The sequence below is a fragment of the Streptomyces sp. NBC_00377 genome, from assembly GCF_036075115.1.
GTDB lineage: Bacteria > Actinomycetota > Actinomycetes > Streptomycetales > Streptomycetaceae > Streptomyces.
Map to the genome: position 1 here is coordinate 7,370,846 of NZ_CP107958.1, position 18,728 is coordinate 7,389,573.

Genomic DNA, 18,728 nt, shown 5'->3' on the forward strand with positions numbered 1-18,728 from the left:
GCACGGATCTCGTCGCAGGACGAGTCCCGGTTCCCCGGTGAAGTCATTCCTCCACGCGAGAAGAACGCTCACGCCGGCGGCGCGCCCAGCGTCGCCAGCAGCCGTTGCAACGACCCGCCGAGTCCCCAGCGCTGCGCCAGTGCCTCAAGTGTCGCCCCGTCCCGCGGCGCACGGGGCAGCGCGGTGTCCACGTCCGGCAACGGCACGTCGTCGGCGACCTCGACCACCTTCGGCGCGACGGCGAGGTACGGCCTCGCCTCGTCCAGCCGCCGCCGCTGCGACGGAGTCAGCTTCGCCCTCGGGTCGTCGACCGCCGCCACGATCCCGGCCAGGTCACCGAACTCGGCCAGCAGCTTGGCCGCGGTCTTCTCCCCGATGCCGGGCACGCCCGGCAGACCGTCGCTCGGGTCGCCGCGCAGCAGCGCCAGATCCGCGTAACCGCTCCCGTCCACGCCGTACTTGCCGCGCAGCCACGCCTCGTCCGTCAGTTGCAGCGTGCCGACGCCCTTCAGCGGGTACAGCACGCGCACCCCGCGCGCGTCGTCCACCAGCTGGTAGAGGTCGCGGTCGCCGGTGACGATGTCGACCGGACCCTTCGCCCGGCCCGTGAACGTGCCGATCACGTCGTCCGCCTCGTAGCCGGCGACGCCCACGCGCGCGATGCCGAGCGCGTCCAGGACCGCTTCGATGATCGGCACCTGCGGCGAGAGCGTGTCCGGCACCTCCTCCTCGTCCGGGCCGCTCTCGCGCTCCTCGGCGACGCGGTGCGCCTTGTAGGAGGGGATGAGGTCGACCCGCCACTGGGGGCGCCAGTCGGCGTCCATGCAGGCGACCAGCTCATCCGGCCGGTGGTCCTTCACCAGCCGGTCGATGAAGTCCAGCAGCCCGCGCACGGCGTTCACCGGAGTGCCGTCCGGCGCCTTCACGGAGTCCGGGACGCCGAAGTAGGCGCGGAAGTAGAGCGAGGCGGTGTCGAGGAGCATCAGTCGTCCGGTCACGCCTCGCATCATGCCGCACGAGTGCCCGGGTGACCGGACCGCAGTCACTCCCGCGGCACTCGTGAACCCCGAAGAGGCCCGGGGGCTGGAGAGCGCCCGGGGCAGGGAGGGGGGGCGGTGCGCACGGCGTCGCCGGGCCGGCGGAGGCGGGAGCCGGACCTGGTCCGGACCTGACGGAAGGAAAGTCGCCTCTGGCCGGGAAGGGGGTTCCGGCGGCCGATTCGGGGCAGGAAAGCCGGGCGGCCGGGTGACCTGACAGCACCGGGACCGTCCGACGAGGGGCGGGCACCGACATACGGCCCCCCGGGGCCTGTGAAGGGGCCCGCCCTCCGTGTGGTCACGGCGTCTTCCGGCTGCCGGCCGCCCCGCCGGGCGCTCCCCCTCCCGGCCCGGACGGCACCTCGGCACCGTAAGGATCCGGCCAAGTATGCAGAGCTACGCCCATGCCCGAACCCCGGCTCCGGGAACCGGGGGACGAGCGGGAACATGCGCGGCCCTTCGCGCATTGAACGGGAGAGTCCCGCGACGGATACGCGCCCGGTGTGTCCGGGGCCCGATCGGCTGGCGCGAACTGTCGGGTCCGCTGTCACCCCGTGTGTCCTCGATGTGACGGGCGCATGAAACGGTTTGCCGAACATGCGTAGGGTGCAGACAACTCCTCGGAGGAAGCAGAGGACGCAACCGTACCGACGAGCGAAGGAGGGAGCCGGAGCGATGGGCGACCACAAAGAACAGCCCCTGCGGGTGGGCGCGGCCGTGCGGCGCCGACGCCGGTCCCTCGAACTCACCCTCGCCGTCGTGGCCGAGCGCAGCGGTCTGTCGGTCCCGTTCCTCAGCCAGATCGAGAACGACCGCGCGCGGCCCAGCACCGGCTCCCTGGAGAAGGTCGCCGACGCCCTGCGCACCACGGCCGTGGAGCTGCTGGCCGCCGCCGACCCCGCCTGTAGCGTGGACGTCGTGCGCGCCGAGGTGCCCGAGCCGGTGGCGGGCCCGGTTCCGGAGCCGCGCTCGCGTTCCCTGGTGCGCGGCCACCATCAGATGCACGCCTCGGAGTTCACCGGCGACCACGAGGCGGGCCGTGAGTTCCAGTACCGCAACGACCAGTTGATGTACGTGGCCGACGGCGCCGTGGAGATCGAGGCGGAGGGGCGCGCCTACCGCCTCGGCCGCGGCGACACCCTGTACCTCACCGGCGGCGTCCGGCACCGCTGGCGGGCGACCGTGCCGGACACCCGGGTGGTCGTCGTCGCCGTGGCGGAGCACATCGAGGCGGTACGGGACCGGGACCGGGGCAGGAAGCGGTAGTGCGGATCGTCTCGCTGGTGCCCTCGCTCACCGAGGCGGTGGCCTCCTCCGTGCCCGGCGCCCTGGTCGGCGCGACCGACTGGTGCACGCACCCTGCGGACCTCGACGTCACCCGGATCGGCGGCACCAAGAACCCCCGGATCGACCGGATCGTCGCCCTCGCCCCCGACCTGGTGATCGCCAACGAGGAGGAGAACAGGGAACCGGACCTGGCCGCTCTGCGCGCCGCCGGCATCGAGGTCCTGGTGACCGTCGTCCGGGACGTGCCGCAGGCCTTCCGCGAGCTGACGCGGGTGCTCCGGGCGTGCGGGGCGCCCTCGCGACCGCAGTGGCTGGCGGACGCGGAGGAGGCCTGGGCGGCACCGCCGTCGCTCGAGGACCGACGGACGGCCGTCGTACCGATCTGGCGCCGGCCCTGGATGGTGCTGGGCCGCGACACCTTCGCCGGTGACGTGCTGGCCCGCCTGGGCGTCGACCACCTCTACGCCTCGCACGCCGAACGCTATCCGCGGATCGCGCTCGGGGAACTGATCGCCGCCGCACCCGGCCTGGTCGTACTGCCGGACGAGCCCTACCGCTTCACCGCAGGCGACGGCCCCGAGGCCTTCCCCGGGCTGCCCTGCGCGCTCGTCAGCGGACGGCACCTGACCTGGTACGGTCCGTCGCTGGCCGAGGCGCCGAAGGCGCTGGGCGAGGCGCTGCGAGCAGCACACCGCTGAGCAGCCCGCGGACGGTGTGCGCGGCGGCGACCGCCCACACGACGACGAGCACGGCGTACAGCACGCAGGCGAGCGCGTCGTAGACGACCAGCCCGGTGTGCCGGGCCAGCGCCGCCGCTCCGGTCACACAGGTGCCGACCGGGAAGGTGAACGCCCACCAGGTCATCGCGAAGCCCATGCCGTGGCGACGGGCCCGCGCCACATGCGCCGTGGCCAGACACAGCCACAGCAGCGCGAACCCCATGACGGGCACCCCGTACAGCACGGCCAGCACGGCGAAACCGCTGCTGACCCGGCCGGGCAGGACCCCCGGAGCGACGTCGGCGAACTTCCCCACGGCGGTGGTGGACTGCCCGAGCGGACCCAGGACCAGGAACAGGGTCGGGGTGAGGACGAGGGGCAGCGGCCCGCCGGTCAGCAGTCGCGCGAACACGACCGGCAGCATGACGAACGTGGCGAGCAGGCTCAGCCCGAACAGCGCGAAGCAGGCCAGGAGCAGGGTCTGCCGTGGCTGCCCGGCCGGCAGATACGGCACCAGCAGCGGCCCCAGCGCGGCGGACACCATGGGGGCCACCAGCGGCAGCAGCCACACGGGCGTGGCCTCGCAGGCCGCCACCCGGTGGCGCACGGCCATGAGATACGGGACGGCGACTGCGGCCGCGAGCGCGAGGACCGTACCGACGGTGAACAGCACGGCGTCGAGGGCGACCGCGGCCCTGGTGCCGATCAGGTCCTCGCCGACGGTGAGGGCGCCGCCCCCCACGGCGAGCAGCGCCATCGCCGAGCAGCCGTGGAAGGGCGCCGTCGCCGGATCCAGGAGATGGGCACGGGCCTGGTCGCTGTGATGGCGCCAGTGCAGTGCGCGGGCGCAGAGCAGGACCAGCATCAGAACCAGGGCGAGGACCCAGCAGGCGGTGAGGAGCGTCCGCAGCCCCGGCACCCGGACGGGCAGCGCGGCTCCCGCCGTGGCGAGGATCGCGGTCCCCATGACCGTGGCGTACCAGTTCGGTCCGAGGTGACGGACGGCGCCGGCGCGCGAACGGGGGAGGGGGTACAGAGGGTGGGCGGCGGTGACCATGGCTCCACCGTCGCCCGGTCGACCGCCCGCGACCAGGGAGTACGGCTCTATGGGGACATAAGCTGGGCTTATGGGGAGCGTCGAGGAACAGCCCGCGGACACCACGACGGGTTCGATCGCGCACCGGGTCCCGGACCTGGGCGCGCTGGAGCTGCTGCTCGCGGTGGCCCGGCTGGGCAGTCTGGGCGCGGCCGCGCGGGAGCTGGGCATCACCCAGCCGGCCGCGAGCAGCCGCATCCGTTCCATGGAACGCCAGTTGGGGGTGGCCCTGGTGGACCGCTCGCCGCGCGGCTCCCGGCTCACGGACACCGGCGCACTGGTCACGGACTGGGCGGGGCGGATCGTCGAGGCGGCGCGGGCGTTCGACGCGGGCGCGCAGGCGCTGCGCGTGCGCCGTGACTCACGGCTGCGGGTGGCGGCGAGCATGACGATCGCCGAGTACCTGCTGCCCGGCTGGCTGCTCGCGCTGCGCGCCGGGCGGCCGGACACGGCGGTATCGCTGCTCGCGGGGAACTCGGCGGCCGTCGCCGAGCGGCTGCTCGCGGGGGAGGCGGACCTCGGCTTCGTGGAGGGACTCACCGTGCCGACCGGCCTGGACTCCACCGTGATCGCTCACGACCACCTGATCGTCGTCGTCGCGCCCGGCCACCCGTGGGCCCGTCGGCGACGGCCGCTGCCCGCGTCCGAGCTGGCCTCGACGCCGCTGATCCTGCGGGAGAAGGGCTCGGGAACCCGTCAGGTCCTCGACACGGCGCTGGGCGGCCTGGCCCGGCCGCTGATCGAGCTCTCCTCCACGACCGCGGTCAAGGCGGCGGCGGTCAGTGGGGCGGGGCCGGCGGTGCTGAGCGAGCTGGCGGTGGGTGAGGAGCTGGGACTGCGGCGGTTGGTGACGGTGCCGGTGGAGGGGGTCGCGCTGGCCCGCGATCTGCGGGCGGTGTGGCCGACCGGGCATCGGCCCGCGGGGCCGGCGCGGGAGCTGCTGTCGCTGACGCGGGGGTAGGTATCCCGCCCCCACCTGCGCCTCCCCTTCTCTTCCCTTTCCGGCCCTGGGGACTGTGCCCCCGGACCCCCCTCGGCCTTGGGCGGGCCTCGTCTCAAGCGCCGGACGGGCTGCGTCCTGCCGCTTCCACCAGGGCGCGCACGACCCGTACGTCCTCGGCCATCTCCGGATGCCACTGGACGCCCAGGACCCAGGCCGCGGTCGGCAGTTCCACCGCCTCCACCGTGCCGTCCGTCGCGTAGGCCGACGGGATCAGGCCGGTGCCGAGCCGGTCCACGGCCTGGTGGTGGTAGGCCGGGACGGAGGTCTCCTCCTCGACGGCCGCGGCGTACCGCGTGCCGGGGACCGGCTTGACCGGGTGCGTGCCGAACGCGCCGACGACCTCGGCGTGTCCGTCGATGTGCTGCGTCAGGGTGCCGCCGAGCGCCACGTTCAGCAGCTGCATGCCGCGGCAGATGCCCAGCAGCGGGACGTCCGCGGCCAGCGCCGCCTCGATCAGGGCCAGCTCCCAGGCGTCCCGCTCCCGGGCCGGCGGACCGGTGCGCGGGTCCGGCTCGGCGCCGTAGCGGACCGGTTCGACGTCCGGGCCGCCCGCGATCACCAGGCCGTCGAGGCGGGCCACGGCCGCCGCAGCGTGCTCGGGAGCGTCCGGCGGGAGCAGGACGGCCAGCCCGCCGGCCCGCTGCACCAGCCGCGGGTACCCGACGGGCAGCAGCACGGCGTCCAGCGCCCACACACCCCAGCGCGTCGCGGACTCCAGATATGTGCTGACGCCGATCAGCGGCCGTGCGCCGTCCGTCATGTGCCCTCCGCCTTCCGCAATGGATCGTGTGCGTACCATTTCATGCCAGGAAGCCCCTGAGCAGGGCCGCCGTCCCCGCGCAGTGCTCCCGCATCATCTCCCGCGCGCCATCCGGGTCCCCGTCCAGGACCGCCTCGACCAGCGCCATGTGCTGACGCTGCGAGTGCTCCAGGTTGCGCACGAGGAGCGGGATGCAGTCGAGCAGGTCGTTCACCGTGGCCCGGACCGCCGCGTACCGTGCGGTCAGCGAGGGTGAGCCGCACAGCTCGGCCAGGGTGAGGTGGAGCATCGTGTCCAGTCGGCGGTAGTCGGCCAGCGGCGCGTCGGCCGTGCGGGCCAGTGCCTCACGCAACCGGCCGGCCTGCTCGTCGTCCAGGCCGTGCGCGGCGCACAGGCCCGCCGCACCCACCTCGAGCACCTCGCGGAAGCGCAGCACGTCCTCCACGTCGACCTCGGCGATCCGCCGCCGCAGCTCGTCCTCGCCGCCCGCGTCCGTACGCGGCAGCACGAACGTTCCGCCGTACCGGCCCCGGCGCGACTCGACCAGCCCCTGGTCCTGGAGGACCTTCAGCACCTCGCGCAGCGTCACCCGGCTGATCCCGAGCCGTTCCGCCAGGTCGCGCTCGGCCGGCAGCCGCTCCCCGCCCGGCACCAGCCCCAGCCGCACCACCTGGAGAATCTGCTCCAGCGCCTCCTCGAAGCCGTTCCCGGCCCGCACCGGCCGCAGCACCGGCGTGAGCCGGTCCTCCGGTCCGCCGTCAGCGTCCACCGACATCCGGCCGCGCCCCCTTCCCAAGCAATGGTTCTCCGCAATACCTTATGGCTCCCGGCCCGCCCGAAGAAGACGGGGGAGCCGGGGAAGCCGAAGGAGGCCCTTCCCGTGGCAGACCGCACACCCCCGCTCGGCGTCGACGAGCTGCACGCTCACGTCGCGAGCGGCGAGATCGACACTGTCGTCCTGGCCTTCCCCGACATGCAAGGGCGTCTCCAGGGAAAGCGCTTCGCCGCCCGGTTCTTCCTCGACGAGGTCCTCCGGCACGGCACCGAGGGCTGCAACTACCTCCTCGCCGTCGACACGGAGATGAACACCGTCGACGGCTACGCCATGTCCTCCTGGGACCGCGGCTACGGCGACTTCGCCATGCGCCCCGACCTGTCCACCCTGCGCCGCGTGCCCTGGAACGCCGGTACCGCCCTGCTCATCGCCGACCTGGCCTGGAACGACGGCTCACCCGTGGTCGCCGCCCCGCGCCAGATCCTGCGCCGCCAGCTGGAGCGCCTGGCCGGGCACGGCTTCACCGCCCAGGTGGGCACCGAGCTGGAGTTCATCGTCTTCAAGGACAGCTACGAGGCGGCCTGGGACGCGAACTACCGCGGCCTCACCCCGGCCAACCAGTACAACATCGACTACTCGGTCCTCGGGACCGGGCGGATCGAGCCCCTGCTGCGCCGCATCCGCAACGAGATGGCCGGCGCCGGACTGACCGTCGAGTCCGCGAAGGGCGAGTGCAACCCCGGCCAGCACGAGATCGCCTTCCGCTACGACGAGGCCCTGGTCACCTGCGACCAGCACGCGATCTACAAGACCGGCGCCAAGGAGATCGCCGCCCAGGAGGGCGTCTCGCTGACCTTCATGGCCAAGTACAACGAGCGCGAGGGCAACTCCTGCCACATCCACCTCTCGCTCACCGACGCCGACGGCACCAACGTCATGGCCGGCGACGGAGAAGGGGGGATGTCCGACGTCATGCGCCACTTCCTCGCCGGGCAGCTCGCCGCCCTGCGCGACTTCTCCCTCCTCTACGCCCCCAACATCAACTCCTACAAGCGGTTCCAGCCCGGCTCCTTCGCCCCGACCGCCGTCGCCTGGGGCCACGACAACCGCACCTGCTCGCTCCGCGTCGTCGGCCACGGCCGCTCGACGCGCTTCGAGAACCGGCTGCCCGGCGGTGACGTCAACCCCCACCTCGCGGTCGCGGGCCTGGTGGCGGCCGGGCTGTACGGCATCGAGCAGAAGCTGGAGCTGCCCGAGGCGTGTCCCGGCAACGCCTACACCGCCGACTACGCGCACGTCCCCACCACCCTGCGCGAGGCCGCCGAGCTCTGGTCGGCCAGTCCGATCGCGCTCGCCGCGTTCGGCGAGGAGGTCGTCGCGCACTACGCCAACATGGCCCGCGTCGAGCTGGAGGCCTTCGACGCCGCGGTCACCGACTGGGAGCTGCGCCGCTCCTTCGAACGTCTCTGAGACACCCGCGATGCACCCGCCCGCGAAAGGCCCTTCCTTGTCAGGTCCGACCCCCTCCGCCTCTGCCCCGCCCGACCCGTACCCGCGCGAGCTGACCGTTCTCAACCCGGCCACCGAGGAGGTCGTGGCCGTCGTCCCGGCCGCCGACGCGTCCGACGTGGACCGCGCGGTCGCCCGCGCGGGCGCCGCCCAGGCCGCCTGGGCCGCCGCCGCCCCGGCCGACCGGGCCCGGCTGCTGCGCCGCTTCGCCGACGTCGTCGACGCCCACCTCGAGGAACTGGCGCTGCTCGAGGTCCGCGAGGCCGGTCACCTCCTCGGCAACGCCCGCTGGGAGGCCGGCAACGCCCGCGACCTGCTGCTGTACGCGGCCGGTGGCGTCGAGCGGCTCCTGGGCCGGCAGATCCCCGTACCCGGCGGCTGGAACATCACCTTCCACGAGCCGCTCGGCGTGGTCGGTGTGATCGCCCCCTGGAACTTCCCGATGCCGATCGCCGCCTGGGGGTCCTTCCCGGCCCTCGCGGCGGGCAACGCCGTCCTCCTCAAGCCCGCCGAGACCACCCCGCTCACCGCCCTGCGCCTGGCCGAACTGGCCCTGGAGGCCGGTCTGCCCGAGCACCTCTTCCAGGTGCTGCCCGGCCACGGCGCCGTCACGGGCCGCGCACTCGTCGACCACCCGGGCGTGGCGAAGATCGTGTTCACGGGCTCCACCCGCACCGGCCGCGAGGTCATGGAACGCTGCGCCCGCCAGGTCAAGCCGGTCACCCTGGAACTCGGCGGCAAGAGCCCCAACATCGTCTTCGCGGACGCCGACCTGAAGACGGCGGTCGATCCCTTCTCCTTCCTCGACAACTCCGGCCAGGACTGCTGCGCCCGCACCCGCATCCTGGTCCAGGAATCGGTGTACGACGAGGTGGCCGACCACCTGGCACGGGAGCTGGCCGCGGTGACCGTCGGCGACCCGGCCGACGAGAAGACGCGGATGGGCCCCCTGATCTCCCGTCAGCAGGTGGACCGCGTACGGTCGTTCGTGCCGGACGACGCCCGGGCGCTGCGCGGGACCGCCCCTGACGGGCCCGGCTTCTGGTTCCCGCCGACCGTCCTCACCGGGGAGCGGCCCGACTCCGACGCGGCCCGCGAGGAGATCTTCGGGCCCGTGGCCGTGCTCCTGCCCTTCACCGACGAGGCGGACGCGATCCGGCTCGCCAACGACACCCCCTACGGCCTCTCCGGCTCCATCTGGACCCGGGACGTCGGCCGCGCGCTGCGCGTCTCCCAGGCCGTCCGCGCCGGCAACCTGTCGGTCAACTCCCATTCCAGCGTCCGCTACTGGACCCCCTTCGGCGGCTACAAGCAGTCCGGCGTCGGCCGGGAACTGGGTCCGGACGCCCTGGCCGCCTTCACCGAGACCAAGAACGTCTTCATCAGCACGGAGGGCCCCGCACAGTGACCGCATCGCCTGACGAGATCATCTGCCGCCGTCTGGTCGGCCGCACCGCCGTCATCACCGGAGCCGGCAGCGGCATCGGCCTCGCCACCGCGCGCCGGCTCGCCTCCGAGGGCGCGCACGTCGTCTGCGGCGATGTCGACGAGACCCGCGGCAAGGCCGCCGCCGAGGAGGTCGGCGGCACCTTCGTGAAGGTCGACGTCACCGACCCCGAGCAGGTCGAGGCCCTGTTCAAGGCCGCCTACGACACCTACGGCAGCGTCGACATCGCCTTCAACAACGCGGGCATCTCCCCGCCGGACGACGACTCCATCCTGGAGACCGGCCTCGAGGCATGGAGGCGCGTCCAGGAGGTCAACCTGACCTCCGTCTACCTGTGCTGCAAGGCCGCGATCCCCTACATGCGGCGCCAGGGCAGGGGCTCCATCATCAACACCGCGTCCTTCGTGGCGCGGATGGGCGCCGCCACCTCGCAGATCTCGTACACGGCGTCCAAGGGCGGCGTCCTCGCCATGTCCCGTGAGCTCGGGGTGCAGTTCGCGCGGGAGGGCATCCGGGTGAACGCCCTGTGCCCCGGCCCGGTCAACACCCCGCTGCTGCGGGAGCTGTTCGCCAAGGACCCGGAGCGGGCCGCCCGCCGTCTGGTCCACATCCCCGTCGGCCGGTTCGCCGAGGCCGAGGAGATCGCCGCCGCCGTCGCCTTCCTGGCCAGCGACGACTCCTCGTTCGTCAACGCCAGCGACTTCCTGGTGGACGGCGGCATCTCCGGGGCGTACGTCACCCCGCTGTAGGACCCGTGCCGGCCGCCGCCCACGCCGCCCGCCGCCCATGCCGGGCGGCGCGCGGCGGCCGGCCTACAGGAAGGTCCGGCCCTCGCCCCGGTAGGTCGGCACCGTCGCCGTCACGGTGTCCCCCTCGACGAGGTGCAGCACGTCGAACCGCTCGCACAGCTCACCGGCCTTCGCGTGCCGGAACCACACCTTGTCGCCGATCAGCAGATCGTCGGCGGGGGAGCCGAGCAGCGGCGTCTGTACCTCGCCCGGCCCCTCCTGGGGGTCGTAGCGCAGCCCTTCCGGCAGGTACGGCACGGGCAGCCGGTCGGGCCCGGCGGCACCGGACGCGGGATACCCGCCGCCGAGGACGGTCACGATCCCCACCCCCGGCCGCCGGACGACGGGCTGGGCGAAAAGCGCCGCCGGACGCCCGCTGAACGACGTGTAGTTGTCGAACAGACGCGGCACGTACAGTCCCGACCCGGCCGCGATCTCCGTGACCGCGTCCTCCGCGGCGGTGTGCTGCACACTGCCGGTGCCGCCGCCGTTGACGTACTCGAGATCCGGTACGACGGCCCGCACCGCGCGTACGACCGCGGCGCGGCGCTCGGCGAGTTCGCGCCGGGCGGTGGACTGCATCAGCCGGATCGCCCGGGACCGGAAGGGCCGCCCGGCGACCGCGTCGCCGACCCCGGCGATGTGCCCCTCATAGGCCATGATCCCCACGAGCTTGAACCCCGGTCGCCGCGACACCGCCCTCGCCACGTCGGCGACCTGGGCGGGCGAGTGCAGCGGCGAACGCAGGGCGCCGACCCGCACCCGGCCGCCGAACAGCTTCAGAGCGGTGTCCAACTCCAGGCAGACCCGGATGACTTCGCTTCCCTCGCCGCGCGCCCCGTCGATCAGGTCGAGCTGCGAGACGTCGTCCACCATGACGGTGACGGCGGCGGCGAGCTTGGGGTCGGCGGCCAGCTCGGCGAAGGCGGCACGGTCGGCCGACGGATAGGCGAGCAGGATGTCCTCGAACCCGGACCTGGCCAGCCACAGGGACTCGGCGAGGGTGAAGGACATGATGCCGGCGAAGCCGTCCTTGGCCAGGACGCGCTCCAGCAGCGTCCGGCAGCGTACGGACTTGCTGGCGACGCGGATCGGCTTGCCGCCGGCCCGGCGGACCAGGTCCTCGGCGTTCGCGTCGAAAGCGTCCAGGTCCACGAGGGCGAGAGGGGCGTCGAGATGGGCGGTGGCCCGGTCGTAACGGGCCCGGTCGGCGGCGCGCGCAGTCATGAACGAAGCCTGCCAGACAGGATTACCGCAGGGTAGGGGGACGTTCCGGGCAGAAGCCCCGGGCGTCGCGGACCGGTTCCCGATTGCCGGTCGACAAGCCGTAGAGTGACGCGCACGCATGGCGGAACGGATCGGCCGGGGCACCCGCGCCGGGATGCCGGTCCGCGCGTGTGGGTATGCGTGCCCGAACGGACCACCGCGTCCGCGCGGGCCGCCCGGGCACGAGACCGACCGCCCGCGTACCAGAACGACGGCCCGGGGACGAGGAAACGGGGGGTGCATGAGCACGGAAGCACGCCGCGCCTCGGTCCCTCCGCGCCCGGACGTGCCGCCCCATCCCGGCGTCCCCCCGCGGCCCACCACTCCTCCCCGCCCGGCCCAGCCGCCGGCGGACCCGGAGACCGGCGGCCGGGCCCCGGCCCAACCCCCGCATCCCGATCCCGCCCGCAGCCCGGCCCCCGGCCCGCAGCGGCAGGACCCCACGCAGCCCAGGCCCCCCAGCGGTCCGCCACGACAGCAGCCCGAGCACGGCACGCGGCCGCGGGCGACCACCGGCCCGCCGCGGCAGAAGGCCCCGGGCGGGGCGACTCCCGGCCAGGGTGAGCCGGCCGGCGCGCGTCGGGCGTCCGCCGACGAGGCGGGAGCTCCCGCTTCCACGGGCGAGCGCACGGCCCGCGACGCCTTCTCCTCCCCGGACACGGCTTCCCCCGTTCCCCGCACCGCACCCCGCTTCACCGGCCTGCGGGCCCAGCACACGGACGCCATGACCCCACCCCCGCCGCCCGCGTCGGCCCGCTTCCCCGACACCCCGCCGCCCGCCCGCCCGGCTTCCGCCCCGGGGCGCGAGGACAGCGGAACGCCCGCGCGCGCCGAAGACCGTCCGGCCACCCCGCCCGGTCCCCGCCCCGCCCCGCCCCACGACTTCCGCCGCGCCGCGCGCCCCACCCGGCCGGCTCCCGGCCCCGCCTCCCCGGACCGTCCCGCCGCCACGGGCGGCGCCCGCCCCACCGATCCGAGCGCGTACGCCGCAGGTCCGAGCACCCGTCCCGCCGAATCCGGCACCCGCCCCGAGGAGGCGGGAACGTCCTCCCGTCCCGCGGACTCGGTGGGGGCCGCGGTGCCCGAGTCCGGCGGGGTGTGGTCGCCGTTGCCTCGAAGCTGGGTGCCTGCGCCTGGGCGGAGCCCGCGCGAGACACCGGCCGGTCCGCGCGACGACTCTCCTTCGGCCCCGGCCCCGGCGGCGGACGACGGTCCGGCCTGGAGCCCCGGTACGTCCGTCCGGCAGCACGCATTCGCCGTGCCGTCCGCGCCGCCGAAGCCGCCCACGCCCCCGGCGCCGGAGGCCCCCCAGCGGCCCGGCGTCATCCCGGACGGGGCCGGCGGTCCCGACCCGTCGCTCTCCTGGAGCGCCCCCATGACTCCGGGCGGTGCCCTCGGCGCCACCCGGCCCGTGGTGACGTTCGCGCGGCCCGAGAGGTACCGGGAGACGTCCCGGACCCTCGGCAGACGGGGTCGCGCCGCGGCGGCCGCCGTCTGCGTCGTCCTCGGGATGGGGCTCATCGGCGGTGCGGTGACCGGCAGCTGGCTGGCGGGGGACTCGGCGGACGCCGCCGAGCGCAGCACCTACGCCACCGCGGGCGGCCTGTGGCACAACGTGCCCGTCGATCAGCTGTTCCCGCCCACGGTCGACGGACAGGGCGCGGGCCCCGGCGGCGCCGACCGCACCTGGACGCGGATCGCCGTCGCCCCGGACGGCGGCTGCGCCGACGCCTTCGACCCGCTGCTGCTCAGGGCCCTCGCCCCGGTCGGCTGCCGGCGGCTGCTGCGCGCCACCTACACCGACGCCACCCAGAGCTATGTGACCACCGTCGGCCTGCTGTTCACCACCGCCGACGCCGCGGCCATGCGTGCGCTCGACACCCGCTTCGCGAAGGAGGGACTGGCGGCGCGGGCGGACCTCGTGCCCAAGCCCTACGCCGCGAAGGGCACCGTGGCGGCCGCCTTCGGCGACAAGCAGCGCGCCGCGTGGACGGTCTCCGTCCTCACGGACGCGCCCGTCGTCGTCTACAGCGTCTCCGGCTGGGCCGACGGCCGCGCCGTCGACACCCCGCAGCCCGCCCCGGCGGCCACCGCGACCGGCGCCACCACGGCCCCCGCCCAGGCCGGCCTGGGCAACGAGGCCCAGGGCCTCGCCGACCGCATCGAGCGCGGCCTGCGCAAGACCGCCGTCACGCCCTCGGAGCAGCCCTCATGAGCACCCGTACGACCCGCAGGGCCGGGCTCCTGTGCTGCCTCCTCGCCGCCACCGTCGCCCTCGTGCCGCCCTCCACCGCCTACGCCGACGGCATCCGGGCCAAGCAGTGGGCCCTGGAGGCCCTGCACACCCAGCAGGCCTGGCAGACCACGAAGGGCGCCGGCATCACCGTCGCCGTCCTGGACACCGGTGTCGAGGCCGACCATCCCGACCTCGCCGGCAACGTGCTCGCCGGCAAGGACATGGTCGGCTTCGGGGCCGGGCCGGGTGGCCGTGCGTGGGCCCGCCACGGCACCGCGATGGCCGGCATCATCGCCGGTCACGGCCACGGCTACGGCAACGCCGACGGCGTCCTGGGCATCGCCCCGGAGGCGAAGATCCTGCCCGTCCGGGTGATCCTGGAGGACGGCGACCCGCAGCGCACCAAGGCCCGCAACACCCGCGGCAACGCCCTCGCCGAAGGCATCCGCTGGGCCGCCGACCAGGGCGCCGACGTCATCAACCTCTCCCTCGGCGACGACTCCGTCTCCGCCCACCCCGAGCCCGCCGAGGACGAGGCCGTCCAGTACGCGCTGAAGAAGGGCTCGGTCGTCGTCGCCTCGGCCGGCAACGGCGGTGAGAAGGGCGACCACATCTCCTACCCGGCCGCCTACCCGGGCGTCATCGCCGCGACCGCCGTCGACCGCTACGGCACCCGAGCCTCCTTCTCCACCCGCCGCTGGTACGCCACGGTCAGCGCGCCCGGCGTCGACGTCGTCATCGCCGACCCCGACCACAAGTACTACGAGGGGTGGGGGACCAGCGCCGCCTCCGCCTTCGTCTCGGGGGCCGTGGCGCTGGTCAAGGGCGCCCGTCCGGGCCTCACCCCGGCCCAGATCAAGAAGCTCCTGGAGGACACCGCCCGCAACTCGCCGACCGGGGGCCGCGACGACTCCCGGGGGTTCGGCTTCATCGACCCGGCCGCCGCGATCAAGGCCGCCGCCCGCCTCGAGCCGGAGGGCCTCCAGTCCGCGGCCTACGGCGAGGGGTACTTCGGCTCCGGCCCGGACGAGCCGAAGACGGACGACGGCACGTCGAGCGGGGCGGGTCTGCTCGCGGGCGGTTCCGGGGGAGTACTGCTGGTGGCGGCGGTCGTGCTGTGGCGCGGCCGCCGCGAACGCGACCGCCACGAGACCTACGAGACCCTCTAGCACCCCGTCCGCCCGGTCCACCCGGCCGGCCCGTCTGTCCATTCTGCCCGTCGGTCCGTGCTCGGTTCCGGGTCGGCCGGGTGCTCCACGCCAGGGCCGGCTATTCGGCGGAGGCCGACCGGGATGCCGACGGGGACGCGGAGGGCGATGCCGATACGCCGTCACTCCGGAACACCGACACCGCCGCCCGTGCCACCTGCTCGACCAGCGCGATGCCGGAAGCCTGCGTCGCATTGCCGTTCGACAGCACGGCCACCAGGCAGTCGTGCCCGCCGACGGTCACCCGGCCGATGCTGTTGACGTCCCACAACCCCGTCGTGCTGCGCGCCAGCCAGCCGTTCTTCAGCGCCCAGGCGGATCCGTCGGCCGCCGCCGAGACACCCCAGCGCTGGCCGGCGGCTATCTGTCCCATGAGGCGCCGGACATACGTCCGCGACGCCTCGCTCAGTCGCGAGTCGTCCCCGAAGACCTGCTGGAGCAGGGTGAGCTGGTCGGCGGCAGTGGTCTGCGTGAGCCCCCACAGCATGTCGTCGCCGCCCGCCGTGTCCGTCAGCCCGAACCGCTCGTTCGCGGCGTCGAGCCCCTCGGCCTTCCCGATGATCCGCCACAGCGCCGACGCCGAGTCGTTGTCGCTGTTCTCGATCATCGCGGTGGCGTACGCCTTCTCCGCCGAGGTCAGATGCCGGTCCGCGTCCTGCGCCTGGAGCAGCAGCGTCGCCAGGACGTCCACCTTGACGATGCTCGCCGTGTCGAACGTGTCCGCGCCGTACGCGGCGCCTTCACCGGAGTCCAGGTCCAGCACCGCCGCGGACACGGACGCGTCGCCCGGCACGGTCACCGACTTCAGCGCCGACGCCAGCAGCGCTTCGTGGTCCTTCTCGGGCGTCGCCACCGTCTCCACCGACACCTTCCCGCTCCCCGAACCGGACGCCGACGCCGGGGCCGACCGCGTCGCGGAGGACGACGATACGGCTCCCGTGCCCGTACGCGCCTGGGCCTTCACATAAACGGTCCCGCCCGCCGTCGCGCCCAGGACGGCGACCGTGGTGAGCGCTGTGCCGAGGAGCGGACGGCGCCGGGAGGTGCGAGCGCGAGCGCGACGTGCTCTGGAGGACTCCATGACGGTCGATGCTCGGGGCGGCGACTGTGCACCCCGTTAGACGGAGGTTAGAGGTGCGTCAGGGATGTCTGAGAATCCCGTGAAAGGCGTCACCGCCGTGTTTCGGGCCCCGCACAAGCCCAGCAGCATCCCCCCGATAGGGTCGACGACCGTGGCGAACAAGAACATTCCCGACTCCGGCTTCCCCGACGACGACGGCTCCGCCGACCCCCGGCTGAGCGCGGCGCTCGCCGCCTGGGCCGAGGACCGCACCGCAGTGGGCCCGGTCCTCGCGGCCCTCGAGGGCGCTCGGCTGCTCGTCCCCGTGGTGGCCGTGCTGGGTGAGGTGGAGGAGGACGAGAAGGGACTGCGCCGCGAGAAGACGAGCGACATGGCCGTGCCCACGCTGAAGGCGGGCGCCCGCACCGCGCTGCCCGCGTTCACCTCCACGGACTCGCTCGCCCGGTGGGACCCCGAGGCCCGGCCTGTCGCCGTGCCGCTGCACCAGGCGCTTCAGGCCGCCGCCCACGAGAAGGCGGACACGGTCGTCCTCGACCTGGCCGGACCGGTGGCCTTCGAACTGACAGGACCGGCGCTGCTGGCGCTCGCCGAGGGCCGTACGTCGGCCGACCCGCTCGCCGATCCTGCCGTGGTGGCGGCGGTACGGGCCGCGGTGGCCGCCGAACCGGAGGTACTCAGCGCCCACCTCGGGCCGGGACAGGCCGACGGCACCCTCGCCCTCGTCCTCGACCCGGCGGCCGTCCCCGCCGAGGCCGCCCGGGCGGTGGCCCGGCGTCTGGCCGCCGACGAGACACTGAGGGCCCGCCTGGTGCGCGGCCTCGACCTGGCGGTACTGCCGGCCGGGACGACGCCTCCTGGCGAGCCCTTGTTCGTGAGGAACTGACGCGTCGTGCCGGGGCCGCCGGCCACGACGGCTCAGCCGTAGACGGGGCCCGTGTACTTCTCGCCCGGGCCCTGGCCCGGCTCGTCCCGGACGAGGGACGCCTCGCGGAACGCCAGCTGGAGCGACTTCAGACCGTCGCGCAGCGGCGCCGCGTGGAAGGAGCTGATCTCGGTCGCGCTGCCGTCCAGCAGTCCGGCGAGGGCGTGGATCAGCTTGCGGGCCTCGTCGAGGTCCCTGTACTTGTCGCCCTCCTCGGTGAGTCCCAGCTTCACGGCGGCGGCGCTCATCAGGTTGACGGCGACCGTCACGATCACCTCGACGGCGGGGACCTCGGCGATGTCGCGGGTCATCTCGTCGAAGTCGGGAGTGCCGGGGGTCTCGGCGGAGCCGGCGGGGGAGGTCTCACTCATGCCCCACACGATAGGCGCAGGCCGGCCCGGACCTCGTACCGAGGCTCGATTGGCTGTTCCTGGCGCGGACTGGTAATCTCGTGTAACGACCGGTCGGACACGCGTGCCCCTCAGCAGGCGGATCCGGCCCACAAGTGGAGGCTCCGAACTCCCACCCGACTGTCTCCAGGGACGGCGGGTCACCCCGGTCAGGCGGCCACCATCGTTCCGTACGGACGATGGAGTCGCCCGGTAGTGCGCCCCGCGATCCTCGCGGCGGTGCTCCGGTAGTGCTTGGAGCCCCGCATGTGATCGTTCGGGGCATTTTTTGTGCTTCGGCGTGGTTATCAGACTACCGAACACAGACGTTACGCGGCCGTCCGCCAGACTGCCGTGTGGTGCTACCAAGGAGGATCCATCAGCACCGAGCCCCGCATCAACGACCGGATTCGCGTTCCCGAAGTGCGACTTGTCGGTCCCAGTGGCGAGCAGGTCGGCATTGTGCCGCTTGCCAAGGCACTGGAGCTTGCGCAGGAGTACGACCTCGACCTGGTCGAGGTGGCGGCGAGCGCACGCCCGCCGGTCTGCAAGCTCATGGACTACGGGAAGTTCAAGTACGAGTCGGCCATGAAGGCCCGTGAGGCGCGCAAGAACCAGGCGCACACGGTCATCAAGGAAATGAAGCTCCGGCCGAAGATCGACCCGCACGACTACGACACCAAAAAGGGTCACGTCGTCCGGTTCCTCAAGCAGGGCGACAAGGTCAAGATCACGATCATGTTCCGTGGTCGCGAGCAGTCCCGGCCGGAGCTCGGCTACCGACTGCTGCAGCGTCTCGCGTCGGACGTCGAGGACCTCGGCTTCATCGAGTCGAACCCGAAGCAGGACGGCCGGAACATGATCATGGTTCTCGGCCCGCACAAGAAGAAGACCGAGGCCATGGCCGAGGCGCGCCAGGCGCAGGAGGCCCGCAAGGCCGAGGCGAAGGCCAACCCCGGCCGTTCGCAGAACGCCGCGGACGCCGACGCCGTGAACGCCGAGGGTGACGTCGAGGTCGAGGGTGACGTCGAGGTCGAGGATGACGTCGAGGTCGAGGCTGACGCCGAGGCCCCTGCCGAGGCTTCCGCCGAGGCGTGATCCGCGGGACGCGAGTCCCGAGGACATCAACCGATTCAAGCGACGTTCCACCGTGCCCGGTTTCACGACCGGGCACCGGAACGCCACCGACGAGGAGAGAACGGCGC

At 73.7% G+C, this 18,728-nt stretch carries 17 protein-coding genes; 10 read left to right on the forward strand and 7 right to left on the reverse strand.

Annotated features, from left to right (window positions below):
• Positions 1–68: 68 nt before the first annotated feature.
• Entirely contained in the window at positions 69–1,007 is a 939-nt protein-coding gene (locus OHS71_RS32730) for a 5'-3' exonuclease (RefSeq protein WP_328484718.1), read from the reverse strand.
• 705 nt (positions 1,008–1,712) lie between these two features.
• On the opposite strand from OHS71_RS32730, the gene OHS71_RS32735 reads away from it, so the two are divergent.
• Positions 1,713–2,303, forward strand: a complete 591-nt coding sequence (locus tag OHS71_RS32735; RefSeq protein WP_328482928.1) for a helix-turn-helix domain-containing protein — start codon at positions 1,713–1,715, stop codon at positions 2,301–2,303.
• Complete coding sequence (locus OHS71_RS32740) at positions 2,303–3,022, forward strand: helical backbone metal receptor (RefSeq protein ID WP_328482929.1); 720 nt, start codon at positions 2,303–2,305, stop codon at positions 3,020–3,022. Before OHS71_RS32735 ends, OHS71_RS32740 begins: the two co-directional genes overlap by 1 nt.
• Here OHS71_RS32740 and OHS71_RS32745 read toward each other — a convergent pair.
• Positions 2,934–4,100, reverse strand: a complete 1,167-nt coding sequence (locus OHS71_RS32745; RefSeq protein ID WP_328482930.1) for a TDT family transporter — start codon at positions 4,098–4,100, stop codon at positions 2,934–2,936. The genes OHS71_RS32740 and OHS71_RS32745 overlap by 89 nt on opposite strands.
• A gap of 70 nt (positions 4,101–4,170) precedes the next feature.
• On the opposite strand from OHS71_RS32745, the gene OHS71_RS32750 reads away from it, so the two are divergent.
• Complete coding sequence (locus tag OHS71_RS32750) at positions 4,171–5,100, forward strand: LysR family transcriptional regulator (protein ID WP_328482931.1); 930 nt, start codon at positions 4,171–4,173, stop codon at positions 5,098–5,100.
• A gap of 94 nt (positions 5,101–5,194) precedes the next feature.
• Here the strand turns inward: OHS71_RS32750 and OHS71_RS32755 are convergent, their stop codons facing one another.
• Positions 5,195–5,902, reverse strand: a complete 708-nt coding sequence (locus OHS71_RS32755; RefSeq protein WP_328482932.1) for a gamma-glutamyl-gamma-aminobutyrate hydrolase family protein — start codon at positions 5,900–5,902, stop codon at positions 5,195–5,197.
• Positions 5,903–5,942: 40 nt separating this feature from the next.
• Entirely contained in the window at positions 5,943–6,677 is a 735-nt protein-coding gene (locus OHS71_RS32760; protein WP_328482933.1) for a FadR/GntR family transcriptional regulator, read from the reverse strand.
• 105 nt (positions 6,678–6,782) lie between these two features.
• Here OHS71_RS32760 and OHS71_RS32765 point away from each other — a divergent pair, with 105 nt between their 5' ends.
• The 3 genes from OHS71_RS32765 to OHS71_RS32775 are packed head-to-tail and all read left to right on the forward strand — an operon-like array spanning position 6,783 to position 10,382.
• Positions 6,783–8,147: a glutamine synthetase family protein gene (locus OHS71_RS32765; protein ID WP_328482934.1), complete on the forward strand. Its 1,365-nt coding sequence runs from the start codon at positions 6,783–6,785 to the stop codon at positions 8,145–8,147.
• Positions 8,148–8,184: 37 nt separating this feature from the next.
• Positions 8,185–9,594 (forward strand): aldehyde dehydrogenase family protein, encoded by a 1,410-nt coding sequence (locus OHS71_RS32770; RefSeq protein WP_328482935.1) that lies wholly within the window; start codon positions 8,185–8,187, stop codon positions 9,592–9,594.
• Positions 9,591–10,382 (forward strand): 3-oxoacyl-ACP reductase, encoded by a 792-nt coding sequence (locus OHS71_RS32775; RefSeq protein ID WP_328482936.1) that lies wholly within the window; start codon positions 9,591–9,593, stop codon positions 10,380–10,382. The genes OHS71_RS32770 and OHS71_RS32775 overlap by 4 nt, the downstream gene beginning before the upstream one ends.
• Positions 10,383–10,445: 63 nt before the next feature.
• Here the strand turns inward: OHS71_RS32775 and OHS71_RS32780 are convergent, their stop codons facing one another.
• Positions 10,446–11,648, reverse strand: coding sequence for an amino acid deaminase/aldolase (locus tag OHS71_RS32780; protein WP_328482937.1), 1,203 nt, complete (start codon positions 11,646–11,648; stop codon positions 10,446–10,448).
• A gap of 280 nt (positions 11,649–11,928) precedes the next feature.
• Between OHS71_RS32780 and OHS71_RS32785 the strand changes: the two genes are divergently transcribed.
• Positions 11,929–13,902 (forward strand): hypothetical protein, encoded by a 1,974-nt coding sequence (locus tag OHS71_RS32785; protein WP_328482938.1) that lies wholly within the window; start codon positions 11,929–11,931, stop codon positions 13,900–13,902.
• On the forward strand, positions 13,899–15,092 hold the full coding sequence (gene mycP, locus OHS71_RS32790) for a type VII secretion-associated serine protease mycosin (protein WP_328482939.1): 1,194 nt from the start codon (positions 13,899–13,901) through the stop codon (positions 15,090–15,092). The genes OHS71_RS32785 and mycP overlap by 4 nt, the downstream gene beginning before the upstream one ends.
• 100 nt (positions 15,093–15,192) lie before the next feature.
• Here the strand turns inward: mycP and OHS71_RS32795 are convergent, their stop codons facing one another.
• On the reverse strand, positions 15,193–16,212 hold the full coding sequence (locus OHS71_RS32795) for a serine hydrolase (RefSeq protein ID WP_328482940.1): 1,020 nt from the start codon (positions 16,210–16,212) through the stop codon (positions 15,193–15,195).
• Positions 16,213–16,363: 151 nt separating this feature from the next.
• On the opposite strand from OHS71_RS32795, the gene OHS71_RS32800 reads away from it, so the two are divergent.
• Positions 16,364–17,095, forward strand: coding sequence for an SseB family protein (locus OHS71_RS32800; protein ID WP_328482941.1), 732 nt, complete (start codon positions 16,364–16,366; stop codon positions 17,093–17,095).
• A 32-nt stretch (positions 17,096–17,127) separates the two neighbouring features.
• Here the strand turns inward: OHS71_RS32800 and OHS71_RS32805 are convergent, their stop codons facing one another.
• On the reverse strand, positions 17,128–17,505 hold the full coding sequence (locus OHS71_RS32805; RefSeq protein ID WP_328482942.1) for a DUF1844 domain-containing protein: 378 nt from the start codon (positions 17,503–17,505) through the stop codon (positions 17,128–17,130).
• Positions 17,506–17,877: 372 nt separating this feature from the next.
• Between OHS71_RS32805 and infC the strand changes: the two genes are divergently transcribed.
• Positions 17,878–18,621 (forward strand): translation initiation factor IF-3, encoded by a 744-nt coding sequence (gene infC, locus OHS71_RS32810; protein WP_328482943.1) that lies wholly within the window; start codon positions 17,878–17,880, stop codon positions 18,619–18,621.
• Positions 18,622–18,728: the final 107 nt, after the last annotated feature.